General features: G+C 37.8%; 20 protein-coding genes. 14 read left to right on the top strand and 6 right to left on the bottom strand.

The genetic code is table 11. The features are described 5' to 3' along the window. Positions 1-2 precede the first annotated feature (2 nt). Positions 3-1,589 (top strand): L-aspartate oxidase, encoded by a 1,587-nt coding sequence (nadB, locus tag D3P12_RS03045; RefSeq protein WP_118193611.1) that lies wholly within the window; start codon positions 3-5, stop codon positions 1,587-1,589. An 8-nt stretch (positions 1,590-1,597) separates the two neighbouring features. Then, positions 1,598-2,113, top strand: coding sequence for a gamma carbonic anhydrase family protein (locus tag D3P12_RS03040; protein WP_118193610.1), 516 nt, complete (start codon positions 1,598-1,600; stop codon positions 2,111-2,113). Here the strand turns inward: D3P12_RS03040 and D3P12_RS03035 are convergent, their stop codons facing one another. The 3 genes from D3P12_RS03035 to D3P12_RS03025 all read right to left on the bottom strand — a co-directional run bounded on the left by D3P12_RS03035 (position 2,114) and on the right by D3P12_RS03025 (position 7,784). Next, a complete protein-coding gene (locus tag D3P12_RS03035; protein WP_118193609.1) occupies positions 2,114-3,958 on the bottom strand; it encodes an Ig-like domain-containing protein in 1,845 nt (614 codons plus the stop codon). Positions 3,959-4,035: 77 nt separating this feature from the next. Further along, positions 4,036-5,895 (bottom strand): tRNA uridine-5-carboxymethylaminomethyl(34) synthesis enzyme MnmG, encoded by a 1,860-nt coding sequence (gene mnmG / locus D3P12_RS03030; protein ID WP_118196944.1) that lies wholly within the window; start codon positions 5,893-5,895, stop codon positions 4,036-4,038. 32 nt (positions 5,896-5,927) lie between these two features. Beyond that, positions 5,928-7,784: an ABC-F family ATP-binding cassette domain-containing protein gene (locus D3P12_RS03025; protein WP_118193608.1), complete on the bottom strand. Its 1,857-nt coding sequence runs from the start codon at positions 7,782-7,784 to the stop codon at positions 5,928-5,930. 134 nt (positions 7,785-7,918) lie between these two features. Between D3P12_RS03025 and D3P12_RS03020 the strand changes: the two genes are divergently transcribed. Further along, positions 7,919-9,718 (top strand): glycoside hydrolase family 15 protein, encoded by a 1,800-nt coding sequence (locus D3P12_RS03020; RefSeq protein WP_245977372.1) that lies wholly within the window; start codon positions 7,919-7,921, stop codon positions 9,716-9,718. Here D3P12_RS03020 and D3P12_RS03015 read toward each other — a convergent pair. Then, complete coding sequence (locus D3P12_RS03015) at positions 9,715-11,892, bottom strand: bifunctional alpha,alpha-trehalose-phosphate synthase (UDP-forming)/trehalose-phosphatase (RefSeq protein ID WP_118193606.1); 2,178 nt, start codon at positions 11,890-11,892, stop codon at positions 9,715-9,717. The genes D3P12_RS03020 and D3P12_RS03015 overlap by 4 nt on opposite strands. Before the next feature lie 110 nt (positions 11,893-12,002). On the opposite strand from D3P12_RS03015, the gene D3P12_RS15300 reads away from it, so the two are divergent. From D3P12_RS15300 to rplS, 5 genes are all read left to right on the top strand, one after another. Continuing rightward, positions 12,003-12,143: a hypothetical protein gene (locus tag D3P12_RS15300; protein WP_157970244.1), complete on the top strand. Its 141-nt coding sequence runs from the start codon at positions 12,003-12,005 to the stop codon at positions 12,141-12,143. A 119-nt stretch (positions 12,144-12,262) separates the two neighbouring features. Next, positions 12,263-12,826 (top strand): 30S ribosomal protein S16, encoded by a 564-nt coding sequence (locus D3P12_RS03010; protein WP_118193605.1) that lies wholly within the window; start codon positions 12,263-12,265, stop codon positions 12,824-12,826. 72 nt (positions 12,827-12,898) lie between these two features. Then, on the top strand, positions 12,899-13,423 hold the full coding sequence (gene rimM / locus D3P12_RS03005; protein ID WP_118193604.1) for a ribosome maturation factor RimM: 525 nt from the start codon (positions 12,899-12,901) through the stop codon (positions 13,421-13,423). 4 nt (positions 13,424-13,427) lie between these two features. Then, complete coding sequence (gene trmD / locus D3P12_RS03000; protein WP_118193603.1) at positions 13,428-14,105, top strand: tRNA (guanosine(37)-N1)-methyltransferase TrmD; 678 nt, start codon at positions 13,428-13,430, stop codon at positions 14,103-14,105. 118 nt (positions 14,106-14,223) lie between these two features. Further along, complete coding sequence (rplS, locus tag D3P12_RS02995; RefSeq protein ID WP_118193602.1) at positions 14,224-14,571, top strand: 50S ribosomal protein L19; 348 nt, start codon at positions 14,224-14,226, stop codon at positions 14,569-14,571. 71 nt (positions 14,572-14,642) lie between these two features. On the opposite strand, the gene D3P12_RS02990 is transcribed toward rplS, so the two are convergent. Continuing rightward, entirely contained in the window at positions 14,643-15,800 is a 1,158-nt protein-coding gene (locus D3P12_RS02990) for a THUMP domain-containing class I SAM-dependent RNA methyltransferase (protein WP_118193601.1), read from the bottom strand. Positions 15,801-15,873: 73 nt separating this feature from the next. On the opposite strand from D3P12_RS02990, the gene D3P12_RS02985 reads away from it, so the two are divergent. The 3 genes from D3P12_RS02985 (at position 15,874) to D3P12_RS02975 (ending at position 18,904) form a co-directional block, all read left to right on the top strand. Continuing rightward, positions 15,874-16,251 (top strand): DUF3127 domain-containing protein, encoded by a 378-nt coding sequence (locus D3P12_RS02985; protein WP_118193600.1) that lies wholly within the window; start codon positions 15,874-15,876, stop codon positions 16,249-16,251. 136 nt (positions 16,252-16,387) lie between these two features. Beyond that, positions 16,388-18,196: a sensor histidine kinase gene (locus D3P12_RS02980; RefSeq protein ID WP_118193599.1), complete on the top strand. Its 1,809-nt coding sequence runs from the start codon at positions 16,388-16,390 to the stop codon at positions 18,194-18,196. Between the two features lie 9 nt (positions 18,197-18,205). Next, complete coding sequence (locus D3P12_RS02975; protein ID WP_118193598.1) at positions 18,206-18,904, top strand: response regulator transcription factor; 699 nt, start codon at positions 18,206-18,208, stop codon at positions 18,902-18,904. A 7-nt stretch (positions 18,905-18,911) separates the two neighbouring features. Here the strand turns inward: D3P12_RS02975 and amaB are convergent, their stop codons facing one another. Beyond that, on the bottom strand, positions 18,912-20,456 hold the full coding sequence (gene amaB, locus D3P12_RS02970) for an L-piperidine-6-carboxylate dehydrogenase (RefSeq protein WP_118196943.1): 1,545 nt from the start codon (positions 20,454-20,456) through the stop codon (positions 18,912-18,914). Positions 20,457-20,746: 290 nt separating this feature from the next. Between amaB and D3P12_RS02965 the strand changes: the two genes are divergently transcribed. The 3 genes from D3P12_RS02965 to D3P12_RS02955 all read left to right on the top strand — a co-directional run bounded on the left by D3P12_RS02965 (position 20,747) and on the right by D3P12_RS02955 (position 23,757). Next, complete coding sequence (locus D3P12_RS02965; RefSeq protein WP_118193597.1) at positions 20,747-22,150, top strand: tetratricopeptide repeat protein; 1,404 nt, start codon at positions 20,747-20,749, stop codon at positions 22,148-22,150. Positions 22,151-22,214: 64 nt separating this feature from the next. Further along, entirely contained in the window at positions 22,215-22,970 is a 756-nt protein-coding gene (locus D3P12_RS02960; protein ID WP_118193596.1) for a phosphosulfolactate synthase, read from the top strand. A gap of 7 nt (positions 22,971-22,977) precedes the next feature. After that, a complete protein-coding gene (locus tag D3P12_RS02955) occupies positions 22,978-23,757 on the top strand; it encodes a shikimate dehydrogenase family protein (protein ID WP_118193595.1) in 780 nt (259 codons plus the stop codon). Positions 23,758-23,799: the final 42 nt, after the last annotated feature.

Raw genomic sequence — 23,799 nt, 5'->3', positions numbered from 1 at the left:
CAATGTACAATGTTGATTTCTTAGTTGTAGGATCCGGGATAGCTGGATTGAGTTATGCATTAAAGGCAGCGCAACACGGTAAGGTTCTTATCATTACAAAGTCTAACGAAGATGAATCCAATACAAAGTATGCGCAAGGCGGCGTAGCTGCTGTTGTGGATAAGTCTGATTCGTTTGAGAAGCATATAGCTGATACTCTGATAGCTGGAGATGGTCTGTGTGATAAAGACATTGTGGAAATCGTTGTGAAAGAAGGTCCGTCCAGGGTGCAAGAAATTATAGATTATGGGACTCACTTTGATAAGATGGGTACCGGACAGTATGATTTGGCGAAAGAAGGAGGACATTCTGAGAACAGGATTTTGCATTATAAAGACATCACCGGTTTCGAAATAGAGAGAGCTTTGTTAAGTAAAGTGCATGAGAATAATAATATAGAGGTATTAACTCATTATTTTGCTATCGATCTGATAACACAACATCACTTAGGAAATTATGTGGATCGGGAGTCTGATGATATCGATTGTTATGGTATTTATGCATTGAATACGAAGGACAATAAGGTCGAAAAGTTTTTGAGTAAAGTAACCGTTTTGGCTACCGGTGGAGCTGGTCATATTTATTCGAGTACAACGAATCCCGTTATCGCGACTGGTGATGGGATTGCTATGGTTTATAGGGCGAAAGGAAAAGTAAGGAATATGGAATTCATTCAGTTTCACCCTACGTCACTTTTTAATCCAGGAGAATATCCAGCCTTTCTTATTTCCGAGGCTTTGCGCGGATTTGGAGGAATATTGCGAAGACTGAATGGTGATGAATTTATGTTTGAATATGACGAGCGTGGATCGTTAGCCCCGAGGGATATAGTAGCTCGCGCGATTGATGCTGAAATGAAAAAATCAGGTGAAGATTATGTTTATTTAGATGTCACTCATCGTTCTAAAGAGGATATTTTGTCCCATTTTCCTAATATTTATGCGAAATGTTTGAGTATAGGAATTGATCTTACAAAAGATTATGTACCTGTTGCACCTGCTGCTCATTATTTATGCGGTGGTATTTATGTTGATGAGTGGGGAAAAACAAGTATTAATAGATTGTATGCTTGTGGTGAATGTGCTTCTACCGGATTGCATGGCGCCAACAGACTCGCTTCGAATTCGCTGCTGGAAGCATCTGTTTTTGCCCACCGTATTTATGAGGATTCATCTGCTAAATTTGATTCATATCAAATACCTAATGATATCCCTGATTGGGACGAATCAAATACGCAATTATCTAACGAAGATATTTTAGTTATGCATAATCTGAGAGAAACGCAGAAGATTATGAGTGATTATGTGGGAATTGTAAGGTCGGATTTTCGTTTGGACCGGGCGATGAGGAGATTGGGCTTATTATATGAGGAAACGGAGAGTTTTTATAAAAATACGCGGTTATCCGTTAAACTTTGTGAATTGAGGAATGTTATTCAAGTAGCGTTCATTGTTATTAAGAGTGCATTACTTAGAAAGGAAAGTCGGGGTTTACATTATACGACGGATTATCCGAAACATGCAGAAGACATTCACGATACAATTTTTTAAGGGATATTATGGCTTTAGTTCGTTCTGTGAGGGGTTTTGACCCGAGTATACCAACGTCTTGTTATTTGGCTGATAACGCAACGGTTGTGGGAGATGTTATAATGGGAGAGAATTGTTCCGTTTGGTTTAATGCAGTAATTAGGGGTGATGTAAATTCTATTCGTATAGGGAATTATACGAATATACAGGACGGCGCGATAATTCATTGTACTTATGAAGGGGCATCAACTAATGTTGGAAATTATGTCTCCATCGGTCACCAAGCGTTAGTACATGGTTGTAATATAAAGGATCACGTATTGATAGGAATGGGTGCAATTGTAATGGATCATGCTATTGTCGAAGAATATGTTATTATCGCGGCTGGTGCAGTAGTTTTAGAAAATATGCACTGTGAGTCTGGATATGTATATGCTGGAATTCCTGCACGAAAGATTAAACCTATTACGGACTCTCAGAAATCCATGTTGGATAAACTCCCACACAATTATGTAATGTACTCGACTTGGTTCAAAGATGAGTAGTTAAGGCTTTTTGCCCTCTTCTACATTGGGCTTTTCCTCCTCTGTTGTCTCGGTTTTTGTATTTGTTGCGGGAACTAAGGTTCCGGATTTTATATAGGGTTCATCCAATGGATTAGTTGAATTATCTTCAGTTTCCACTGTATCTGGACGTGTTTCCGGCACCAAATTTCTAACTGTTTCGATACTTGGTACATTTACTATTTCTTCTTGTTCCCAGTTTGGTCTTACAGTAATTACTTTATCCCAGTACCATAATTGTTCTGGCTGGGTTTTAGTTTTTAAATTTCCTGTATCCCACTTTCGGTTCTTGTTCTCGTCATATACTACTCGAACCGTATAATTCTGTCCTGGCAATTGCTTATAGGTTATTTTTTGTGATCGGTCGATAACATGTGCTTGAATAACTTGGGATTTATCTTCTTTTATCACCTCTATGATATAGCTGTTAGAATCGGGTAATTGAATATCGAGAACAATATCTCCGTAATTACCCGAATCGTCGTAGGTAAATTTCCTTTGTCCATCCTTTGATAGTTCTCCGAATTGGCCGATGAATGCGCCTTCTTGTAACTCAAGTACATATGTTCTCTTGGGTCGCCATCTATAGCGTAGATATGCGCGTCTGCTATTTTCCTTATCCAAAGACAGTTGAAAATTAGTTCTAACAGTCGTATCTTCTATAAGTTTAATTTTTGAAAGGTCAGCTGATTGAATAGGCGCAGAACCTGTGAAGACTATATTCCTGACTTGATCTACGCGTTGGTTGCTTAAATTATCTGTTATCGTAATTGAACGGTCGTATTCGTCATTCTTGTTTCTTCGCAAGGTGACGGTGTCTAAAGCTTGGTTATTATCATTTATTTGTACGTTAATAGTATCAAATTCTAATTGTGGTAGCCAGACGTACGCGCTATCTCTTAGATTCGTGAATTCAACTATTTTATTTGTATTGAGATTATCGTTATCCAGGATGTTTATTGTTGGATCTTGGAGTGACTTATTAAAAACGAATAATAGTCGGCCACTATTTTCTATCTTCCTGTCAAGGATTCTGAAATTTTCGGGAATCTCTTTAAACGTTTTTAATTTTATACCGCTTATATTTCTATCGAGATAAATACTATCTCCCAAAAAGCCTATTTCTTCTCCTGGATTGTTGTAAATACGATCAGCAGCCTCTTCTTTTAAAGCATAAATACGATAGGCGGTTTCACTTAAGTTTTGCAAGATAAAGTTTCCGGAACTATCGGTTTTGGTAAATATGTTTGCTTTCTTTTTACCAAAAATAGAATCTTGAGATATCGGTATGAGGAGTACATTTATATCCGTTTCTGGTTCAAGGGAGATAGCATTTATTACGTTTCCTGAGACAGAGAGTGAATCGATTTCGTCGCCTGTGGAAAAGACGTAGCGATAGTTTACCAAGGGATTTGATTCATTAAAATCGACTAACCCTTCTCCAAAGTTTATGGAGTACGTCGTATTTTCAGCGAGTGTATCGGGGAGTGTGATAATTAGTGTTTTTTTTCGAATTTTATATTCAGGCGGTACATCAACATCAGGCGAAATGCTGAATTCTTGAAATTCATTATTGAGTTTAACGTATTCATCAAATTCTATTGTTACCTCTCGCGTTGAAAAATTTCTTGTCAAATTAGGGGGTGTTTCACTAATTACTTTTGGTGGTATTGAGTCTTTCGGGCCACCAGTTGGTTGCTGAATGCTGGCACAGCCTGGAAAGAATGATAATATGGCAATAAAATGTATAAAAAAAATACAAATCTGATTTAAGCCTATTTTAAGCTCATCTGGTGATTTTTTGTTCTTTTTGGTACTATTTGTCATATTTTTTAAAATAGTCGGTTATATCGCATAAAAATAACTCGAATTTATATCTATATAAAGTATTGATTATTAGTTTGTTATGATAAATATACCATGAGAACACTGATATCTGAAGGTTTAACGCCGGAAATTCGAGATGCTTGCCCTATTGTTCTCGGTTTTATTCGACTCAATTTTTCTCTTGCTTCCTTTGACAGCGAATTCAACGTTGAATAGTCAAAGTTTGGATTAATACTTTGATCTTCCATTTTTTTCATTTTATTAACTAACTCTACTTCTTTTTCAAAGTAGCTATTATACTTTACCTTTATCTCTGCTTGTTCAATAGTTTCCTCGTTGAAGTTTGAAAGTAATTGTTGGAAGGAAGCGTCAGCCTTTGCTAGGTCAAAAATATTCAATTGTGGTCGGGTAAGAAGATTAATCATCTTAATATTTTGACTGAGGAGGCTGCTATTTTTCTCTTTTAGAATCGGATTAATATCATTTTTATCCATTGATACTTTGGAAAGATAGTCAATAATTTTGTTGGTATTTTCTATCTTATTATTTACTTCTGTTAAACGTTCATCACTAACCAAACCTAGTTTATGAGCCAATGGCGTAAGTCGTTCATCCGCGTTATCTTGTCGTAGAAGTAGACGGTGTTCTGCTCTTGAGGTAAACATTCTATATGGTTCGTCGGTACCCTTAGTTACGAGATCGTCAATTAATACCCCAATATAAGATTCTGATCTTCGTAATATCAACTCATGTTGATCGTTAATGCGCTGATGTGCATTAATACCGGCGATAAGGCCTTGGCTTGCGGCTTCCTCGTAACCCGTTGTTCCATTTATTTGGCCAGCGAAGAATAAATTCTTTATTAAAAATGTTTCCAATGTCGCATCTAACTGCATTGGCGGGAAAAAATCATATTCGATCGCGTAACCCGGTCGGAACATTCTCGCATTTTCGAAACCTGGTATTTTTTTTAGTGCTTTATATTGGACATCTTCCGGAAGTGATGTTGAAAAACCATTGACATATATTTCAACGGTATTCCATCCCTCCGGTTCTACGAATATTTGATGCCGATCACGCTCAGCGAAACGGTTAATTTTATCTTCAATTGAGGGGCAGTATCGAGGTCCTAAACCCTTTATCCGGCCTGTGAACATTGGTGATTTTTCGAATCCTTCTTTCAATGTATCATGTACATTTTCGTTCGTGTAGGTAATCCAACAGCAGCGTTGTTTTTTTGGAACCTCGATATCAGTAAATGAAAATTTACCTCGCTTTTCGTCTCCCCATTGCTCTTCCATCAAACTATAATTCAGGCTTCTTCCATCTACTCGGGGAGGAGTACCTGTTTTCATACGGCCTGATGTAAACCCTAACTGTGTTAATTGTTCAGTAAGCCCGGTAGCTGCCTTCTCTCCGGCTCTTCCCCCGCCGATTTTCTTTTCTCCGATATGGATTAATCCATTTAGGAATGTTCCGTTAGTAAGGATTACACTGTCCGATTCGATCTCGAGGCCTAGAGAGGTCTTTACGCCTGTAGCTCGTCCATTTTTTACCAGTATTTCTTTAACGGTGTCTTGCCAAAAATCGATGTTTGGGCGTGCTTCCAGTTGAAGTCGCCATTCTTCAGAAAATCGCATTCGATCGTTCTGGGTACGAGGGCTCCACATGGCGGGCCCCTTTGATTTATTGAGCATTCTGAATTGGATCGTAGTTTTGTCTGCTACAATCCCAGAGATACCTCCCATTGCATCTATTTCTCTAAGGATTTGTCCTTTTGCCACGCCTCCCATAGCAGGATTACAACTCATTTGAGCGATGGTTGTCATATTCATGGTCACGAGTAAAACGCTCGAACCTAGATTCGACGCTGCTATTGCCGCTTCGCAACCCGCATGACCTCCTCCTACAATAATTACGTTATATTTTTTAAACATCTCTATATTTTTTGAATGTTCCACGTGGAACATTAATCTTCTTTTTCTTTTAATTCTATCCAGCGGTCTTCTTTTAAAGAAAGTTCAGAATTCAATGATCTTATATTATGTGCTATCTCATTTAGAGTTTCATGATCGGTAACAGTATTCATCTGATTTGTTAAAGCTAATATTTTAGACTCAAGATCTGGTATGACAGTCTCTAATGTCTCAAGTTCTTTTTTTTCTTTATAAGATATCTTTTTTTCTTTTTTTGGTTCAAGCTTTTCTATTACCTTTTTATTTCTCGCTTTCTCCTCTTTTTCTTGATTTAGTTTTTCTGTTTTGAAGTCGCTATAATTACCATTATAAATTGTAATTGAAGCTGAGTCAGTAAAGATAAAAAGCTGTTCTGTTAACTTGTCTAACAGGTATCGGTCATGAGATACAATCATCAAAACACCGGGATAACCTTCTAAAAATTCTTCTAATATATTTAGTGTGTCTATATCGAGGTCATTGGATGGTTCGTCGAGAATTAGAAAGTTTGGATTTTTGATGAGAATCTTTAAAAGTTGTAAACGCTTCTGTTCCCCTCCACTTAAACTACTTACAAAACCGTATTGTTTTTCTGGCGGAAATAGAAACTGAGTTAGCAATTGAGATGCACTGATCAATTCTCCATTTGACATTTTTATGTACTCGGCGACTTCTTTAACTATATCAATTACTCTGACATTTTCCGGTAATTCAAGACCCAGTTGATGATAATATCCGAATACAGTGGTTTCTCCTTTAATTATATTGCCCGCATCCGGAAGTAATTCGCCAGTCAGTATATTTAAAAATGTAGATTTTCCAGTTCCGTTTTGACCAGCGATTCCAATCCGATCACCTTTTTTAAATACATAACTAAAATTCTCAATTACTTGTTTTGTGCCAAATCCTTTTGATATATTTTTTACCTCTAATATACTGTTTCCTTGGCGTGCTATTTCTACACTTAATTGAAGTGTATCCTTGGTTCGTCCGGTTCTGACTTTGGATTCTAGTTCGTGAAATGCATCTATTCTAGATTTTGACTTCGTTCCGCGTGCTTGAGGTTGTCGCCGCATCCATTCCAGTTCTTTTCTTAATAAATTTTTATTTTTCTGTAAAATGGTTGCGTTGGATTCTTCACGTTCTGATTTTCTGACCAGGAAAGTTTCATATTTTCCTTCATGCCTGTAAAGAACATTGTCTTCTAACTCGCGAATTTCTGTACAAATATTATCCAGAAAGTAACGATCGTGTGTTACAAATATAATGGTTTTTTGACTAGTCGTTAACAGCGTTTCAAGCCATTCTATTGTTTCTATATCCAAGTGATTGGTAGGTTCATCAAGAATATAGACTTCCGGGTCACTTATCAAGAGCTTGGCTAATGCGAGACGTTTTTGTTGCCCTCCGGACAAACTTTCAATTGATTGATTTAAATTTGTTATACCTAGTCGACTAAGAATCGTCTTGATCTTAAATTCGTACTCCCAGGCATTGGATGCACTCAGTTTATCTGTAATCTGCGTAAGCTTTTTCTCATCTACATCATCGCTTAAGATTAAACGTTCATACTCACTAATAAGTTGTTGTTGTTCGTTTTCAGCGTTAAATATGAAGCTATTAATATTTGTAAATATCTGAAAGTCAGGATTTTGTTCTAAATAACCAATAGCTATATCCTTTTCAGTTACTACTTTTCCTTCACTTGCAACTTCCCTCCCAGCTAGGATTCTCAATAAGGTAGATTTTCCAGCACCATTCGCTCCGACCAATGCAATTCTATCTCCCGGTTGCACCCCGAAAGATATATCTCTGAACAACCAACGGCCGTCATAGTTATGTCCCAATTTTTCTGTTGAAAGAATGCTCACGTAATCGTTTTTGAATTAAAAGAATATTCTACTATATTTTGCTAACTTATTTTTTGCAAAAATACGAATTTCATTTGGAGGCATGGTATTTGGATACAAACCTTGAAATAAAGCTCTATTGTTAAAGATCCGTTATGAAAATGAGAAAAACTTACGAAAGTGGAATAATAGGTAATTGTGCATTTTTGGCATACGTTAATAAAGATACGAATATCTCTTGGTTGTGTTGGCCACGATTTGATAGTTCTTTTGTGTTTGGTAGCCTGCTTGATGAAGAAAAGGGTGGTACGTTTTCTATTAAACCCCACGAAGGTGATTTTGAGTCGGAGCAATATTATATAGAAAATACAAACGTTTTACGCACTGAAATTACTTCTGAGGATGGTGTCTATAGGGTAACTGATTTTTGCCCGCGCTTCAAACAATACGATCGATATTTTAAACCATTGATGTTAATCCGGAAAATAGAGCCTATTAAAGGAAATCCTAAAATAAAAATAACCTGTGAACCAAAATATGACTATGGGCGATTAACACTCAAGGCACACCGAGGCAGCAATCATCTTGAATTTCACGGCGGACCAGAACTAATACGTTTAACAACGGATATTCCGGCTACTAATCTGCTTGAACAGCGTTCGTTTGTTCTAACTGAAACACGTTATCTATTTCTTACATATGGTGTCCCACTAGAGGCGCCTATTGTCAGTACAGCTGAGCGTTTTCTTCGGGAGACGATTAATTACTGGCGGTTGTGGATTAAGCATTCAACGATTGCTCCTATTTATCAAAAGGTAGTCATAAGATCTTCCTTGGCACTAAAAATCCATCAGTTTGAGGACACAGGAGCTATTATTGCCGCTGGGACGACAAGTTTACCAGAATTTGATGGAGGCGGGCGAAATTGGGACTATCGATACTGTTGGTTAAGGGATAGCTTTTATATCTTGACTGCGTTGAACCATATTGGTCATTTTGAAGAGATGGAACGATACGCGTCATATATAGCTAATATTTCTTACGAAGAAAAAGGGCGATTCCAACCCTTATATAGTATTTCGGGAGCAAAGGATTTGACGGAAAGTACGTTGGATCATTTGAGTGGGTTTTTGAATAACCAGCCTGTTCGAATAGGTAATCAGGCCTACGAACATGTCCAAAACGATGTTTACGGACAAGCTATGCTTTCTGTACTGCCTTTATATACTGATTATCGGTTTGTATTTAAAGAACGTACTGATTCTAGTCAATGGGTTTCATTCTTATTAGACAAAATAGAAACCACCATCGATGAACAAGATGCGGGTCTTTGGGAATTCAGAAATTTTGCAAATAAGCATTGTTATAGTAATCTTTTTCAATGGGCGGGAAGCCACGCTGCTTTAAAAATAGCGTTGCTGATTGGTGATAAAAAAGTAGAGAACCGCGCCCGAAATCTCATTAAACGAGCGAGTAAACATATTGAAGCTTGCTACGATCCTGAGCGAAATGTTTATACTCATGCGGTGGATAGCCCACATTTAGATGCAAGTACTCTTCAACTAATTATGATGAATTACTTGGATCCCAACTCTCAGAGAGCCAGAGATCATCTGAAGGCATTAGAACGGGAGTTGAAAACACCGGAAGGACTGTTTTACCGCTATATTCATGAGGATGATTTTGGAAAACCGAAGACGACGTTTTTAATTTGTGCTTTTTGGTATGTAGAGGCTTTGGCAAGTGTTGGTCGGATTGAGGAGGCGCAAGAAACATTCGAAAGGTTACTGGGTTATGGGAACCATCTTATGTTATTTAGTGAGGATATAGATGAAAATGACGGTAGTCAATGGGGTAACTTTCCGCAGGCATATAGCCATGTCGGGCTTATGAATGCGGTTTATCGTATTTCTCAAAAATTGGATAAACCATCGTTTTTATCAAACCAGACTTAATCAATATTTACTAAATGCTTCAAAAATGCTCGAACTTCAATATGGCTTTTTAAAGAGAAGCGAGCGGATGACAGTTGATTTCCTACTTTGATTGTAATAGCTTCAGCTGGCAGAACTTTAAAAATATCTTCGTCGGTATAGTCATCTCCTATCGCTAAAATAAAATCATAGTTATCTTTTTCTAGTAGACTCAAGGCTGCTTTTCCTTTATTCACCTCTGATTGTTTTACTTCGACGACTTTATCTCCGTTTAAAAGTTGCAGTCCATAGCCGGGAATAATATATCGTAGATTGTCCGTTAAGTTATTTGCTCGTAAGGATCCCAATCCTTTTTGAACTTTACGGTAATGCCAGACTAGTGAATAGCTTTTTTCCTCAATAAAAGACCCAGGAGTCCGATCACAAAAATCATCCATCAGTTGATGCACTTCTTCTTTCCAAAAATCGGAAAGCCCTTCCTTTTCTTTCCACGCGCTATGGGCTTCTTTCAACCAAGCCCCATGCTCTGCAACGAGAACCAATTCCTTATTTCCGAACCATTTTTCTAATGTTTGATGTTTCCTTCCACTAATAATGGTTGTCTTATTTTTCTTGTCTTTAATGAAATTCTCTAAAATTTCATCGAGCTCTGAATCTGGAGACGCCGAATCGATTTGCTTTTTGAAACCAACGAGTGTGCCATCGTAATCTAATAAAATAAGTCGTTTGGTAGCAAGCTTGTAAAGACTAAGAATCTCGTTCCGAAGAGATTCTTTTACAACACGTGTTTTCATAGACGTTTTGATCTCGATTAGTTCTGATAAACGTGTCATATATATTTTTACCCAATGGTCTATGTTGTATTTAAATACTAACTCACGCATTGTAGCCATCCTTTCTTTCATTTCACCTTCTGGCATATTGAGTGCTTCGATAAATGCTTCCTTGACCTCGTGTATATTATTGGGGTTAATAATAATCGCATCATTGAGCTCTTTCGATGCACCAGCCATTTCACTTAAGATAAGGACGCCAGTGTTATCATTCCTGCTAGCAATATATTCTTTACAAACGAGGTTCATGCCGTCCCGCATAGAGGTAATTAAGCAGACATCGGCTATGTTGTAAAGAGCAGATAGATATTCAATTGGAAAGCTATTATAAAAATACGCTATAGGCTCCCAATTATATTTTCTATAAAGTGAGCTGATATTTCCTACTAAGCGGTCAATCTCATCTTTTAATCGTTGGTATTCAGGGACATTGTCGCGCGAAGGGACCACAATCATTAATAGAACGACCTTCTCGTGATATTCAGGATTATCTTCAAGAAACTGATTATAAGCTTCTAAGCGTTGAATAATACCTTTGCTATAGTCTAATCGGTCTATAGAGAGCAGAATCTTTTGATCTTGATAGTAGGACTTTATCGTTGTTTCCAAAGTCTTAACTGAATCCGTTTCAGAGAGTGCTGAGAATTTTTCACTATCGATCCCCATCGGAAATGGTTCAACGGCAATTGCTCTTTCGTCCATTTTAATTAGACTTCCATCAACATGTAAATCTAATAATTGTGTTGCTGCGCTAATAAAATGACGTACATCATCGTAAGTATGAAAACCGACTAAATCAGCGCCTAATATTCCGGAAAGTAGTTCTTCGCGCCACGGAATCATTCTAAAGAGCTCTTGTGAAGGGAACGGTATATGTTGAAAAAACGCTATAGATATCTCGGGGAATGATTCACGAAGAATATTGGGCAAAAGCAATAATTGATAGTCATGAACCCAAATAGTGTCACCCGGTTCTACATATTTTGATATGACTTCAGCAAATTTAAGGTTGACATTTTTATAGGATTCCCATTTATCTAAATCGAAACGAGCATACGTTGATATGTAGTGAAACACCGGCCAAAGAATCTCATTCGAGAAACCTTCATAATACCCAATTATGTCTTCTTCGGTTAAAAATACGGGTACCAAGCTTAAATCTTTTAATTTCTCATTTACGAACGCTTTTTCTTCTTCTGCTACGACCATGCCCGGCCACCCGATCCAAATATTGTTCTTTTCTTTATAAATGGATCCGAGTCCAGTAGCTAATCCACCTTCACTGGGACTAAATTCCAATTCAGAATCTTCATGGGTTATTTTTAAGGGAAGTCGATTTGATACGATAATTGTTTTGCTCACGATTTTGGTTGTTAATCAAATAGAATGACAGTATATATGATAAATTGTTTTGTATAATATATGAATTATGATTGATAATGTACATTTTTGCACATGAAATTCTTGGTTGTATGCGTTGTTATTACGCTTTTTGGACTGTATTTGTTCAGGAAAACCTTTCATCATATACCCGCTACGGTGAAAGGGTGGATGGGCTGGATAATCGCTGTGGCATTGCTTGTTGGCTGGTTTTGCTTGTTGATTTGGCTTAGATAGTCGCGCCCAGCGGCTTAGTCTAAAATAATTTCATTTTTTTATGTAAAAAATTAATATCTTTGCAGCCCCGCAGCATGTTGCTCCGGGAATATGTTGAATACATAAAATATTAAAAATGGCAACTAAAATAAGATTGCAAAGATTTGGTAAAAAAGGAAAACCTTTTTACCACGTAGTAGTAGCTGATTCTCGTGCTCCGAGAGATGGAAAATTTATAGAACGTTTAGGTTCATATAACCCTAATACGAATCCCGCTACAGTTTCTATTGATTTTGATAAGACGTTAGATTGGTTGAACAAAGGAGCGCAACCTACTGATACAGCACGTGCGATTCTTTCTTATAGAGGAGTATTGTACAAAAAACATCTTTTGGGAGGTGTTAAAAAAGGGGCGTTCGACGAAGCTACTGCTGAAGCTCGGTTCCAAGAGTGGTTAACAAGTAAAGAGGACCAGATTAACAATAAAAAGAAAAACATTGCAGACGCTACGTCTGAAACAAAGAAAGCTGCTTTAGCTGCTGAATCAAAAAAGAAAGAGGCTAAAGCTGCAGCTATTGTTGCTAAGAATACCCCTCCAGCAGACGAAAATGAAGAAGTTTCAGAGGAAGCCGGTACTGAAGTAGAAAATTCGACATCTGAAGAAGCTTCGGCATCTGAAGAAACTTCTACCGAGGAATAAATATTATTTTCAAAAAAACGGGATGTCATTCTAATAGAAACTTCTTTAGAATGACATTTTTTTTGATGGAGTATGGATCACCAAGGTTATTTTAGAATAGGTTATTTCACGAAAACTCGCGGGTTAAAGGGAGAATTACAGCTGTTTTTTGATTTTGAGGATCCAGAGTTGCTTGAGCTCGATTCTATTTACGTCGAGATTGATCGACAATTGGTTCCCTTTTTCGTTGGTTCCTATCGTCTTCAGGCAAATCAAACGGGATATTTTTTTATAGATGATATTGATCATATAGACCAAGCAAAAAATCTCGTTCATAAAAGCATTTTTCTGCCAGATGACAGAAAGCCTGTCAGAAATGATGATGAGTTTTATATGGAAGATCTGAAAGGCTTTGAGGTTATTGAGTCAACTCATGGAAACTTGGGTATTATCGAAGCAATAGATGAATATCCTCAACAGTATATAGCAACCGTGTTCTTCAATTCCAAACAAGTCATGTTTCCGTTAAGCGATGATTTTATTACAACGGTTGATGAGGAAAAAAAAGAACTATATGTAAGTCTACCTGAAGGATTAATTGATATATATCTAAGCTAAAATAATGAGGGTTGATATTATAACAGTTTTGCCGGACTTATTGGAAAGCCCTTTTGCTCATTCGATATTGAAAAGAGCACAAAATAAAGGACTGGCGGAGATTCATGTGCATAACCTACGTGACTATTCAGATAATAAGCATAAAAGTGTTGATGATTATCCTTACGGCGGCGGTAGTGGGATGGTAATGTCGATTCAGCCTTTTGCCGCTTGCATTGGGGCATTGAAAAGAGAACGTAGTTATGACGAGGTTATTTTTATGACGCCAGATGGCTCTTCTCTTAAACAGGATACTGTGAATGAGTTGGCCATTTATGAGAACATTATTATTCTTTGCGGACATTATAAAGGTATTGACCAGAGAATAAGAGATTTATATGTGAGTCGTGAGATATCTATTGGTGATTATGTTGTGTCCGGTGGAGAATTGCCGGCGGCTATTTTGGTAGATGCTATTATCAGAGTTATTCCGGGTGTTCTTTCAGATGAAACTTCGGCATTGTCTGATTCTTTCCAAGGAGGGTTACTTGATGCACCAGTGTATACGAGACCAGCAAATTGGGAAGGTGTTAAAGTGCCAGAGATTTTATTAAGTGGAAATCAGTCTGCTATTGAGAATTGGAGATATGAACAAGCTGTCGCACGTACGAAGGAGCGTAGACCAGATTTATTAGATAATTGAGTGTATGGTTTTTAATGCTCAAATTATTTTGAAATAAGTATATAAAATATAAAATAAATTAACTAATATTGCAATCCGATTTTTACGGGTTAAAAATCGTCATTAATTACTTGAAATCATGGATTTAGTAAAGTTTGTAGAAGAACAAGCGGTAACGAAAAACGAAGTTCCCGCATTTAAGGCAGGAGACACGATTAGTGTTCATTATAAAATACGTGAAGGAAATAAAGAACGTGTTCAGGTTTATCAAGGAGTTGTAATACAACGAAACAGTATTGGAACAAGTGAAACATTCACTGTGCGAAAGATTTCTAATGGTGTTGGTGTAGAACGTATTTTCCCGATAAACTCCCCTAATATTGAAAAAATTGTGGTGAATAGCTTCGGAAAGGTTCGTCGTTCTAAAATTTATTACTTACGTAGCCGTACAGGTAAAGCTGCTCGTATTAAATCGAAACGAATTTAGCTTTTATAAAAATACAAATAAGAAAGCCTGATGAATTCATCAGGCTTTCTTATTTGTATACGAAATGCTCTCTACCTTTTTGAGCCTTCATACAATTCATATTCTAACAATCTGCAATCAAGCCTACCATTGTAAAACTCTATTTTTCGTGACGCTCGAAGTCCGATTTTTTTGGCAAGTTCTGGGTTCCCTGTAAAAATGTAACCCATATATCCTCTACAAGATTGCTTCATAAAATCGCCCATAGCTTTGTAAACTAATTCTAGTTTGGAGTGTACTCCTAAACGATCCCCGTATTCTGGGTTAAATACAATAACGCCCGGACTCGGTTCGATGGGGGTTTTTCGGAAGTCTTGAACAAAAAAATCGATAAGGGTGTCGACTCCGGCAGTTTTGGCATTCTTACGTGCGAGTTCAATCGCCTCTTCCGAAATATCACTCGCAATGATCTTAATCTTTTTTGTTTTATCAATACGGGCTTTTAACTGGCGGCGTTCCTCGAAGAAAACTTCTTCTTGGTACCCTAATATATGCATAAACCCATAATTCATTCGAAATAAGCCTGGTTTTCGACCTGTAGCGATAAGAGCGGCTTCAATAGCAAGTGTTCCTGAGCCACACATAGGGTTTATGAATGGAGTTTGCCGATCCCATTTTAAAGAATAAATAACGCCCGAAGCTAATGCCTCTAACATGGGGGCTTTACCTGGGTGTTTGCGATAGGCGTGTTTTGCCAATGTTTCGCCGGAGGTGTCGATAAATACTTCAGCCTGTGTGTCTTGCCAATACAAATGGATGACAGTTTTGTGTAAATCGGGACCGCTATTGGGTCGTAGACCTTTCCGCGCTTTAATTCGATCCGCGATGCCATCCTTAACTTTCAGGTTAGCAAATAACGGTGTTGTAATCGTTTCGTTCGTAACGTTTGAATTAACAGATACATACCCATTAAAGTCGATAATTTCTTCCCAAGCAATGGAAGCAATCTCTCGATATAGATCGTCACCGTTTTGCGCTTGAAAACTTTTTATAGAATAGAGGATCTGACTAGCACAGTGTAAATTCAAGTTAAGTTTAATGCAGTCATTCAGACTTGCGTTCAATTCTACTCGTGTTGGGAAAACACGGATATTCTCAAACCCTAACTCTTCAACTTCCTGTGATAAATAGGGAGCTAAACGCTTATTACAGGTTATAATTACTTTGGATGTATTGTTGAAAACTTGCATATATTAATATGCGAAGGTACAGATTATTGTAACTTAAATTCCTTATTTTTACGGTTTATTAATATTTAATCGTATGGAAATTACTGGGAAAGTACATGAAATTGGCCAGGTGCAGCAAGTTACCGATACATTTAAGAAGCGTGATTTAGTAGTGCAATATGCTGAAAATCCACAATTTGTTGAATATATAAAGTTTGAGGCTACGCAAGACAGAGTGAATTTATTTGATAATCTGAATCTTGGTGATGAAGTAACCGTATCATTTAATTTGAGAGGGCGGCCATGGACGAACAAAGAAGGTGTAACAACATATTTTAATTCTTTGGTAGCTTGGAGAGTAAATAAAGTAAATACTGATACATCTTCTGCAGCAGGTTATCAGAATCAGCCGGATTCGGCGCCACCGATCGATATTTCTTCTGACAGTGGAGAAGATGATCTGCCTTTCTAATCTAATTTGAATATATTGAAAACGGCTCCGCATTACGGGGCCGTTTTTGGTTAGGAAAATATAAAGAACTTAGATATAAGGTGTTAAATTATGTTAAAAGGGTGTTAAAGCTTTTTTGCTTCTGTATTTTTGTTTTATGAATAAAAAGAGTATCAGTCTTATTATTAGCTTGATGGGTCTTGCCTTATTGGGCGTAATGGCTATGCAATACTATTTTATAAGACAATCTTTTCATCTAAAGGCACAGTTGTTTGATGAAGCCGTTATGGCAGCATTGAATACAGTAGCGTTGAAAGCCGAGAAAGATGAAGCTCTTCGTTTTTTGAATGAAAGAGAGATGCACGAAAGCAGAATGAAGCGGCAGAGAGAACGTCAGGCACGAGAGTCTTCAGAGCATAAGAAGTCTTTAGAGTACGCCAATCGTATGCGTATGAAAAGACAACAGTTGAATTCGGAATTCAAGGCGTTGGAGCAGCAGGTAAAGAGACGCTATCCAGGCGCTGTTCTACTGGATAACAGTTTTTATGAGACCTATATAAAAGATCCTGCTTACCGGAACCATGTTAACTATGAAGTGACCATTCAAACAGGTTACGACGAGAAAGGGAATGCTTATCAACAGCAGGAATGGGGAATTTACTCTAATCAAAAGGCGAAAGTTATAAAGAAGGCGAAAGATGATAGTGTTCGTTACTTCGTCGTAGACCCGGTAGTTGGCGAATTTGTAATATCACTGCCTCCGCGCGTTGATTCTAAACTTGAACTGGAAATCAGACGTGTGGAACACGAAGCCAAGATGCGTGCCGCTAGCTTATATATGGACTCCATTAAAGCGAGCGCGAATGGAGACGGTTCTGTACTTAAAAATCTTGCAAATGAATTTGAACGGTCAAAAAAATCGATAAGCCAGCGTATCGATCCAAAGTTTATGCAGGAGGAGCTCCGAAGAGAGCTTGATATTCGGGATATTCATTTAGATTTTGATTTTCAAATTAATAATAACTCAACTGATTCGGTAATATTCAAATTTGCTGGTGAGGATTTTTCAGCGGAATCAAATGCCGCTTACCAAACTGTTCTCTTCCCTAATGACATGACTGCCGAAGGGGCAGTATTGTCCGTGCATTTTCCCAATAAGTCATCCCTCCTAGTTGGCAATATGAAAATTATGTTGGCCTCTTCTGTTGCGCTGTTGATGGTCTTGATTGGCTGTTTTGCATACACAATCTTATCGATTATAAAACAAAAGAAGCTTTCAGAAATGAAAAGTGACTTTATGAATAACATGACTCATGAATTCAAAACACCAGTAGCGACCATCATGATAGCTAGCGAGTCGTTGAAAGATCCGGAGATGTCTATGGATAGAGCTAGAGTAGAACGCTTGGCTGGCATTATTTACGATGAAAATGTAAGATTAGGGAATCATATTGAACGGGTTTTAAATATAGCGCGTATCGAAAAAGGGGATCTTACTTTAGAGTCGGGACCTATTGATATGAATGAGTTGATTTCGACGGTTATTGAGAGTCTGGGGCTGCAGCTTCAGAAGAAAAATGTAACCATCAACCTAGATTTGGTTGCAAAAGATTCGATTGTGCTTGGGGACGAGCTACACTTTTCGAATGTGATCTTCAACCTTATTGATAATTCAATCAAATATTCGCAAAAATCACCGCAAATTGAGATCCAAACACGTAATCATGCGAATAAACTTCTAATTTCCTTTAAAGATAATGGGATTGGAATGAATAGGGATCAATTGTCGAAGATATTTGATCAATTTTATAGAATACCGACGGGAAATATTCATAATGTTAAGGGTTTTGGATTAGGACTGGCCTATGTTCAAGATATTATTAAGCGGCTTGATGGTAGTATTCGCGTAAAGAGTGAGCTTAATAAAGGAACAGAGTTTGAAATAACCTTACCTTTAGCTAACTAATTATGTACTATGACAAAAATATTACTGGCTGAAGACGATCCGAATTTGGGTGATATTCTGAAGGAATATCTTGAGCTAAAAGGAAAATTTGATGTGACGTTATGTGTAGATGGCGATGATGCATTACGGGCTTTTAATCGCGAGTCTTTTGATCTTTGTATTCTTGATGTTATGATGCCCAAAAAGGACGGATTTACATTGGGCAAAGAAATCAGAAAGCTAAACGATGGAGTACCTATTATCTTTGCTACGGCAAAAGGTATGATGGAAGATAAGTCAATCGCGTTCGGCTTAGGAGGTGACGATTATATAACGAAACCTTTTCGGGTTGAAGAACTATTGTTAAGAATAAACGCGCTATTAAAGCGGGCGTCTAGCAAAGATAGCGTGACCAAGGAACCTGTGCCCACAAACTTTAAAATTGGCTCCTATGCTTTTGATTTTACTTCGCAAATTATTACTAGGAATGGTGAGCAGCAAAAATTATCGACCAAAGAAGCAGAGTTATTGCAGATGCTTTGTCTGAGAAAGAATGATGTTCTAACCAGAGAAGAAGCACTGATAAAAATCTGGCACGACGATAACTATTTTAATGGCCGCAGTATGGATGTTTTTTTAAGTAAACTGCGGAAATATCTCAAGGCTGACCCGAATGTTGAAATAGTGAATGTTCATGGAAAAGGCTATAAACTAATTGTAAGTCAATAAGTCACAGTTAAGAGAGATCAAACTTAATGCCTTGAGCTAAAGGGACATCCTTCGAGTAATTAATTGTATTGGTTTGACGTCGCATATAGGCTTTCCAGGATTCGGTGCCAGATTCGCGTCCACCACCGGTCTCCTTTTCGCCGCCGAAAGCACCCCCAATTTCTGCGCCTGATGTGCCGATGTTGACATTAGCAATTCCACAATCAGATCCTCGATGGGAGAGAAAAATCTCTGCCTCCCTTAGGTCAGTTGTCATGATTGAAGAGGATAGCCCTTGGGGGACATTGTTTTGGATGTGAATAGCTTCTTCTAGCGTTTTGTATTTCATGATATATAAAATTGGAGCGAAGGTTTCTTTTTTTATTATCTCGAATGTTGGCTCCACCTCGGCAATACATGGCTTTACGTAACAATCTGAAGAATATTCTTTCTCGTCTAAAACTTTTCCCTCGATCAAAAATGTTCCTCCTTGTTTTTTTATTTCTTCGATCGTATTTAAGTAGGATATTGTTGCATCCTTATCGATGAGCGGTCCCATATGATTCCTTTCGTCTAAAGGGTTGCCAATTTTGATTTGTTGGTACGCGTTCACAAGCTTTTCTTTAAAATCATCATAAACTTCCTCATGAATTATAAGGCGTCTGGTTGACGTACAACGTTGGCCAGCAGTCCCAACTGCGCCGAATACTGCTGCCGGAAGAGCCGTGTCCAAGTCTGCATGGTTACTAATAATCATCGCATTGTTTCCTCCTAGCTCCAGGATACTTTTCCCTAATCGGGAAGCAACGGTCGTGGCCACGGCCTTGCCCATATTTGTACTTCCCGTCGCCGATATTAGGCTGATTCTAGAATCCTTGGTCATCATCTCCCCCACTTTATAATCGCCGTGAATAAGACTACTGATACCATCAGGTAAACCATGTTTCCCCAGTACTTCAGTTAGCAAGTTTTGACAAGCGATCGCAGATATTGGAGCTTTCTCGGAGGGTTTCCAAATGCAAACATTACCACAAACCATTGCGAGAGCTGCGTTCCAGCTCCAGACGGCAACAGGGAAATTGAATGCAGATATAATTCCAACGATACCGAGTGGATGCCATTGTTCATACATTCGATGACTTGGTCTTTCAGAATGGATAGTTAATCCATATAATTGTCGGCTCAAACCGACTGCAAAATCACAGATATCAATCATTTCTTGCACTTCTCCATACCCTTCTTGTACGCTCTTCCCCATTTCATAAGAAACTAAGGTGCCTAATTCCTTCTTTTTTGCACGCAGACTCTCGCCAAAATCTCTAATAACTTGTCCTCTTTTCGGTGCGGGTATGTCTCTCCATACCAAAAAAGCCTCCTGGGCTTTCTCAACTACTAATTGGAACTCTTCATTAACCAGAACGCCAACGGATGCAATTTTCTGCATGTCAACTGGCGAGATACTGGCTATCGTTTCCGCCGATTGTTGAGCACCATGACTCTGTCCGGTACTCCATGAAGGGTTGCTAGAAGCTATTTTAAGTTGTTCGAGAATAAGGTTAATATCGTTAGTCATCACCAGTGGGCTTAGTATATGGAAATATACAATAAATTTCGTAATTTTACAGCCTCTCTTAACAACTCTTTGTTTATCATCTCCGTTTATCATCTCCGCATTTTTTTGAGAAAAGGATTAAGTTTTAGACATTTTGTCAGAACTAAGGTGTTGATAGTTAGGTTTTTGTGCAAATGGATTGGATTTTGTTAACAAAATAAGTTGTTGAATATTGTCAAATCAGGTAATTTGATAATATTATAATGTGTTGAACAAATATATTGTATAGTCAAGTTCTTAAATAGTGTAAAATGGAAGAAAATTATGATTTTGGTTTTTCCGAAGATCCCAAATTTTCGGTAGAGAGATACGAAGAGATGATTCGTAATAAAGATCAATATTTTTTTGAGTCACAAGCTTTTGAGGGAATAATTGATTTTTACATCGAGAAGAACGATCCAATAAAGGCATTACAGGTGGTTGACTATGCAGTTAATCAACACCCCTATGCGGTTTCTTTCTTGATTAAGCAGTCTCAGCTCTATATACTGGTATCGAAGCTAGACCTAGCTTTTGAATCACTTCATAAAGCAGAAATGCTTGACCCTTCTGAAGTGGATATCTACTTAATTCGTGGAGGAGTATTAAGTACGTTAGAGCGGTATGATGAAGCAATGGATGAATTTAATAAAGCCAAGTCAATTTCTGAGAATTCGGTAGAAGTTCATTTGCAAATAGCAATGATGCTGCAGAGTAAAGGAGATTTTCAGGAAGCTATTGTTCACCTGAAAAAGAGCTTGGAAATTGATATGGAAAGTCAGGATGCTTTATATGAATTGGCTTTTTGTTATGATGTGCTTGATAAGCAAGAAGAGAGTATTAATTTTTATCTTCAATATATTGATAATGATCCTTATTCTTATGCCGCGTGGTACAACTTGGGGAATGCGTATCATAAACTTGAACAATACGAAAAAGCAATAGATGCTTATGACTATGCGATTATAATCAAGGAAAATTTTGCTTCTGCCTATTTCAACAAGGGGAATGCTTTGGTCAATATTGGAAAGTTTGAAGATGCTATTGATATCTACAAAGAAACCTTTGAGTTTGAACCGCCGAGCGCAGACACTTATTGTGCGATAGGGGAATGTTACGAGAAGCTTGAGCAAATGCAACTTGCACGGTCATTCTATAAGAAAGCAGTCAAATTAGATTCAAAATTAGCAGATGCTTGGTTTGGTATTGGTGTCACGCTGGATTTTGATGAACGCTATTTTGAAGCTCTTTACTATTATCGAAAAGCGCTGCACTTGGATGAAGCGAATCCCGATTATTGGTTTGCTATAGCTGACGCTCAATATAAACTTAAACAAGTGGATGACGCAGAATTGGCCTATCAGCATGTTGTTGAATTGAATCCAATTGATGTGGATGCCTGGTTGGATTATTCATCAGTTGTTTATGAACAACATAAGCTTGATGAGGCTATTGGTATTATCTCGGAAGCGATAAAGTGTAATCCAGATGCTGCTGAGTTATATTATCGTATGGTCGCTTACCTTTTTGCCGCAGGTAAATACAATGATGCGTTGAATTATTTAGACATGGCTCTCAACTTAGATGTGGAGAAACATCATATTTTATTTGAATATCTTCCTCAATTACAAGATAATAAGATAATTATCGAAATCATCAAAAAGTATACTGGGTAAGGTCGTGTTAATTAGTTGACTGATAATTCCTTCTATTCAATTTTTTTTTGGACATTTGCACTCCATGAATTTTCAACTTAACAATATACCCGACCGTAGTGATAAACCTAGAGAGAGGGGCATTACTATGGTAATGGACAAGGGTTTATCAATAAGACAAGTCGAAGATTTCTTGTCCGTTGCTGAACCTCACACCGATATCGTTAAATTGGGCTGGGCTACTTCTTACGTGACTCCCAACTTAGAAGAGAAGTTAGCCATTTACCGTGATGCGAATGTCCCCTTCTATTTTGGCGGGACATTATTTGAAGCTTTTGCGATCCGTAATCAGTTTGATGATTACAGGAGGGTGCTTGATCGGTATAAACTAGAGTATGCGGAAGTATCTGATGGTTCGATTGATATACCTCACGAGCAAAAATGTGAGTATATACATCAGTTAAGTAAACAAGTTACTGTTATTTCGGAGGTAGGATCGAAAGATGAGGAGAAGATCATTGCACCTTATCGTTGGATAGAACTAATGGAAGCAGAGATTCAAGCCGGTTCATGGAAATTAATAGCGGAAGCTAGAGAAAGTGGAAGTGTTGGAATTTATAGAGAAAGCGGAGAAGTAAGACAGGGATTGATCGATGAAATTTTAACACAGATACCCTACGAAAAGATTATTTTCGAAGCTCCCCAAAAAGCGCAACAGGTCTGGTTTATCAAATTACTCGGAGCCAATGTTAATCTTGGCAATATAGCGCCCGCAGAGGTTATTCCTTTAGAAACTATTCGGTTAGGGCTCAGAGGCGATACGTTCAGCCACTATTTATAAAGTATTAATGAAGAAGTTTGGATTGATTGGTTTTCCTTTAGGGCACTCGTTCTCCAAGCAGTATTATACTGAAAAGTTCAAAGAACTCGCTTTAACGGACTATCGTTATGAGTTATACCCTATTCAGACCTTGAGCGAGCTACCTTCTTTGCTGAAAGAGGAAACAGAGTTATGCGGACTGAATGTGACAATCCCCCATAAAATAGGTGTTCTTTATTACCTTGATTGGATTAGCCCGGAAGCTAAAATGGTGAATGCCGTTAATTGCATTAAGATTATCAAAAAAAACCCTTTGGAAGACTTCTTTTCTGGAGAATGTTCATTAGAGCCAACTCGTCTTCACGGATATAATACAGATGTATTTGGCTTTGAAGAGTCGCTAAAACCCTTATTAAAAAAACATCATAACCGGGCTCTAATTTTGGGGAACGGAGGAGCAGCTAGAGCGGTGATGTATGTATTAAAGAAATTAGATATCGACTATAAGGTAGTTTCAAGAAAAGCGACTCATTACCAGTTGTCTTATAAGGATTTATCTTATCAGACAATAAAAAAATACCCTTTAATCATCAATACCACGCCAGTGGGAACTTATCCGGATGTTCATCATAGTTTAGATTTACCTTTTCACGCGATAAATGAACAACACCTACTCTATGATTTGATTTATAACCCTGAAGAGACTGAGTTTCTTAGGTTAGGTAGAGAACAGGGCGCGTCCATAAAGAACGGACGAGAGATGTTAGAGTTGCAAGCTGAAAAAAACTGGGAGATTTGGCTTAGTTAATACCCTTTATAAATTAAACTCTCATAATTATTGTATTTTTGT

This window comes from Pedobacter indicus, from assembly GCF_003449035.1.
GTDB classification, from domain to species: domain Bacteria; phylum Bacteroidota; class Bacteroidia; order Sphingobacteriales; family Sphingobacteriaceae; genus Albibacterium; species Albibacterium indicum.
Note: the sequence above shows the minus strand (reverse complement) of the source record. Positions and strands in the feature narration are given on the sequence as shown.

What these genes read in the sequence shown, in the direction of transcription:
- D3P12_RS02965 (WP_118193597.1), top strand. Translation starts at nt 20,747, where the DNA reads ATGGAAGAAAATTATGATTTTGGTTTTTCCGAAGATCCCAAATTTTCG.
- D3P12_RS03040 (WP_118193610.1), top strand. Translation starts at nt 1,598, where the DNA reads ATGGCTTTAGTTCGTTCTGTGAGGGGTTTTGACCCGAGTATACCAACG.
- D3P12_RS02955 (WP_118193595.1), top strand. Translation starts at nt 22,978, where the DNA reads ATGAAGAAGTTTGGATTGATTGGTTTTCCTTTAGGGCACTCGTTCTCC.
- rplS (WP_118193602.1), top strand. Translation starts at nt 14,224, where the DNA reads ATGGATTTAGTAAAGTTTGTAGAAGAACAAGCGGTAACGAAAAACGAA.
- D3P12_RS02960 (WP_118193596.1), top strand. Translation starts at nt 22,215, where the DNA reads ATGAATTTTCAACTTAACAATATACCCGACCGTAGTGATAAACCTAGA.
- D3P12_RS02975 (WP_118193598.1), top strand. Translation starts at nt 18,206, where the DNA reads ATGACAAAAATATTACTGGCTGAAGACGATCCGAATTTGGGTGATATT.
- mnmG (WP_118196944.1), bottom strand. Translation starts at nt 5,895, where the DNA reads ATGTTTAAAAAATATAACGTAATTATTGTAGGAGGAGGTCATGCGGGT.
- trmD (WP_118193603.1), top strand. Translation starts at nt 13,428, where the DNA reads ATGAGGGTTGATATTATAACAGTTTTGCCGGACTTATTGGAAAGCCCT.
- D3P12_RS03035 (WP_118193609.1), bottom strand. Translation starts at nt 3,958, where the DNA reads ATGACAAATAGTACCAAAAAGAACAAAAAATCACCAGATGAGCTTAAA.
- rimM (WP_118193604.1), top strand. Translation starts at nt 12,899, where the DNA reads ATGGATCACCAAGGTTATTTTAGAATAGGTTATTTCACGAAAACTCGC.
- D3P12_RS03020 (WP_245977372.1), top strand. Translation starts at nt 7,919, where the DNA reads ATGAAAATGAGAAAAACTTACGAAAGTGGAATAATAGGTAATTGTGCA.
- nadB (WP_118193611.1), top strand. Translation starts at nt 3, where the DNA reads ATGTACAATGTTGATTTCTTAGTTGTAGGATCCGGGATAGCTGGATTG.
- D3P12_RS03010 (WP_118193605.1), top strand. Translation starts at nt 12,263, where the DNA reads ATGGCAACTAAAATAAGATTGCAAAGATTTGGTAAAAAAGGAAAACCT.
- amaB (WP_118196943.1), bottom strand. Translation starts at nt 20,456, where the DNA reads ATGACTAACGATATTAACCTTATTCTCGAACAACTTAAAATAGCTTCT.
- D3P12_RS02985 (WP_118193600.1), top strand. Translation starts at nt 15,874, where the DNA reads ATGGAAATTACTGGGAAAGTACATGAAATTGGCCAGGTGCAGCAAGTT.
- D3P12_RS15300 (WP_157970244.1), top strand. Translation starts at nt 12,003, where the DNA reads ATGCGTTGTTATTACGCTTTTTGGACTGTATTTGTTCAGGAAAACCTT.
- D3P12_RS02980 (WP_118193599.1), top strand. Translation starts at nt 16,388, where the DNA reads ATGAATAAAAAGAGTATCAGTCTTATTATTAGCTTGATGGGTCTTGCC.
- D3P12_RS02990 (WP_118193601.1), bottom strand. Translation starts at nt 15,800, where the DNA reads ATGCAAGTTTTCAACAATACATCCAAAGTAATTATAACCTGTAATAAG.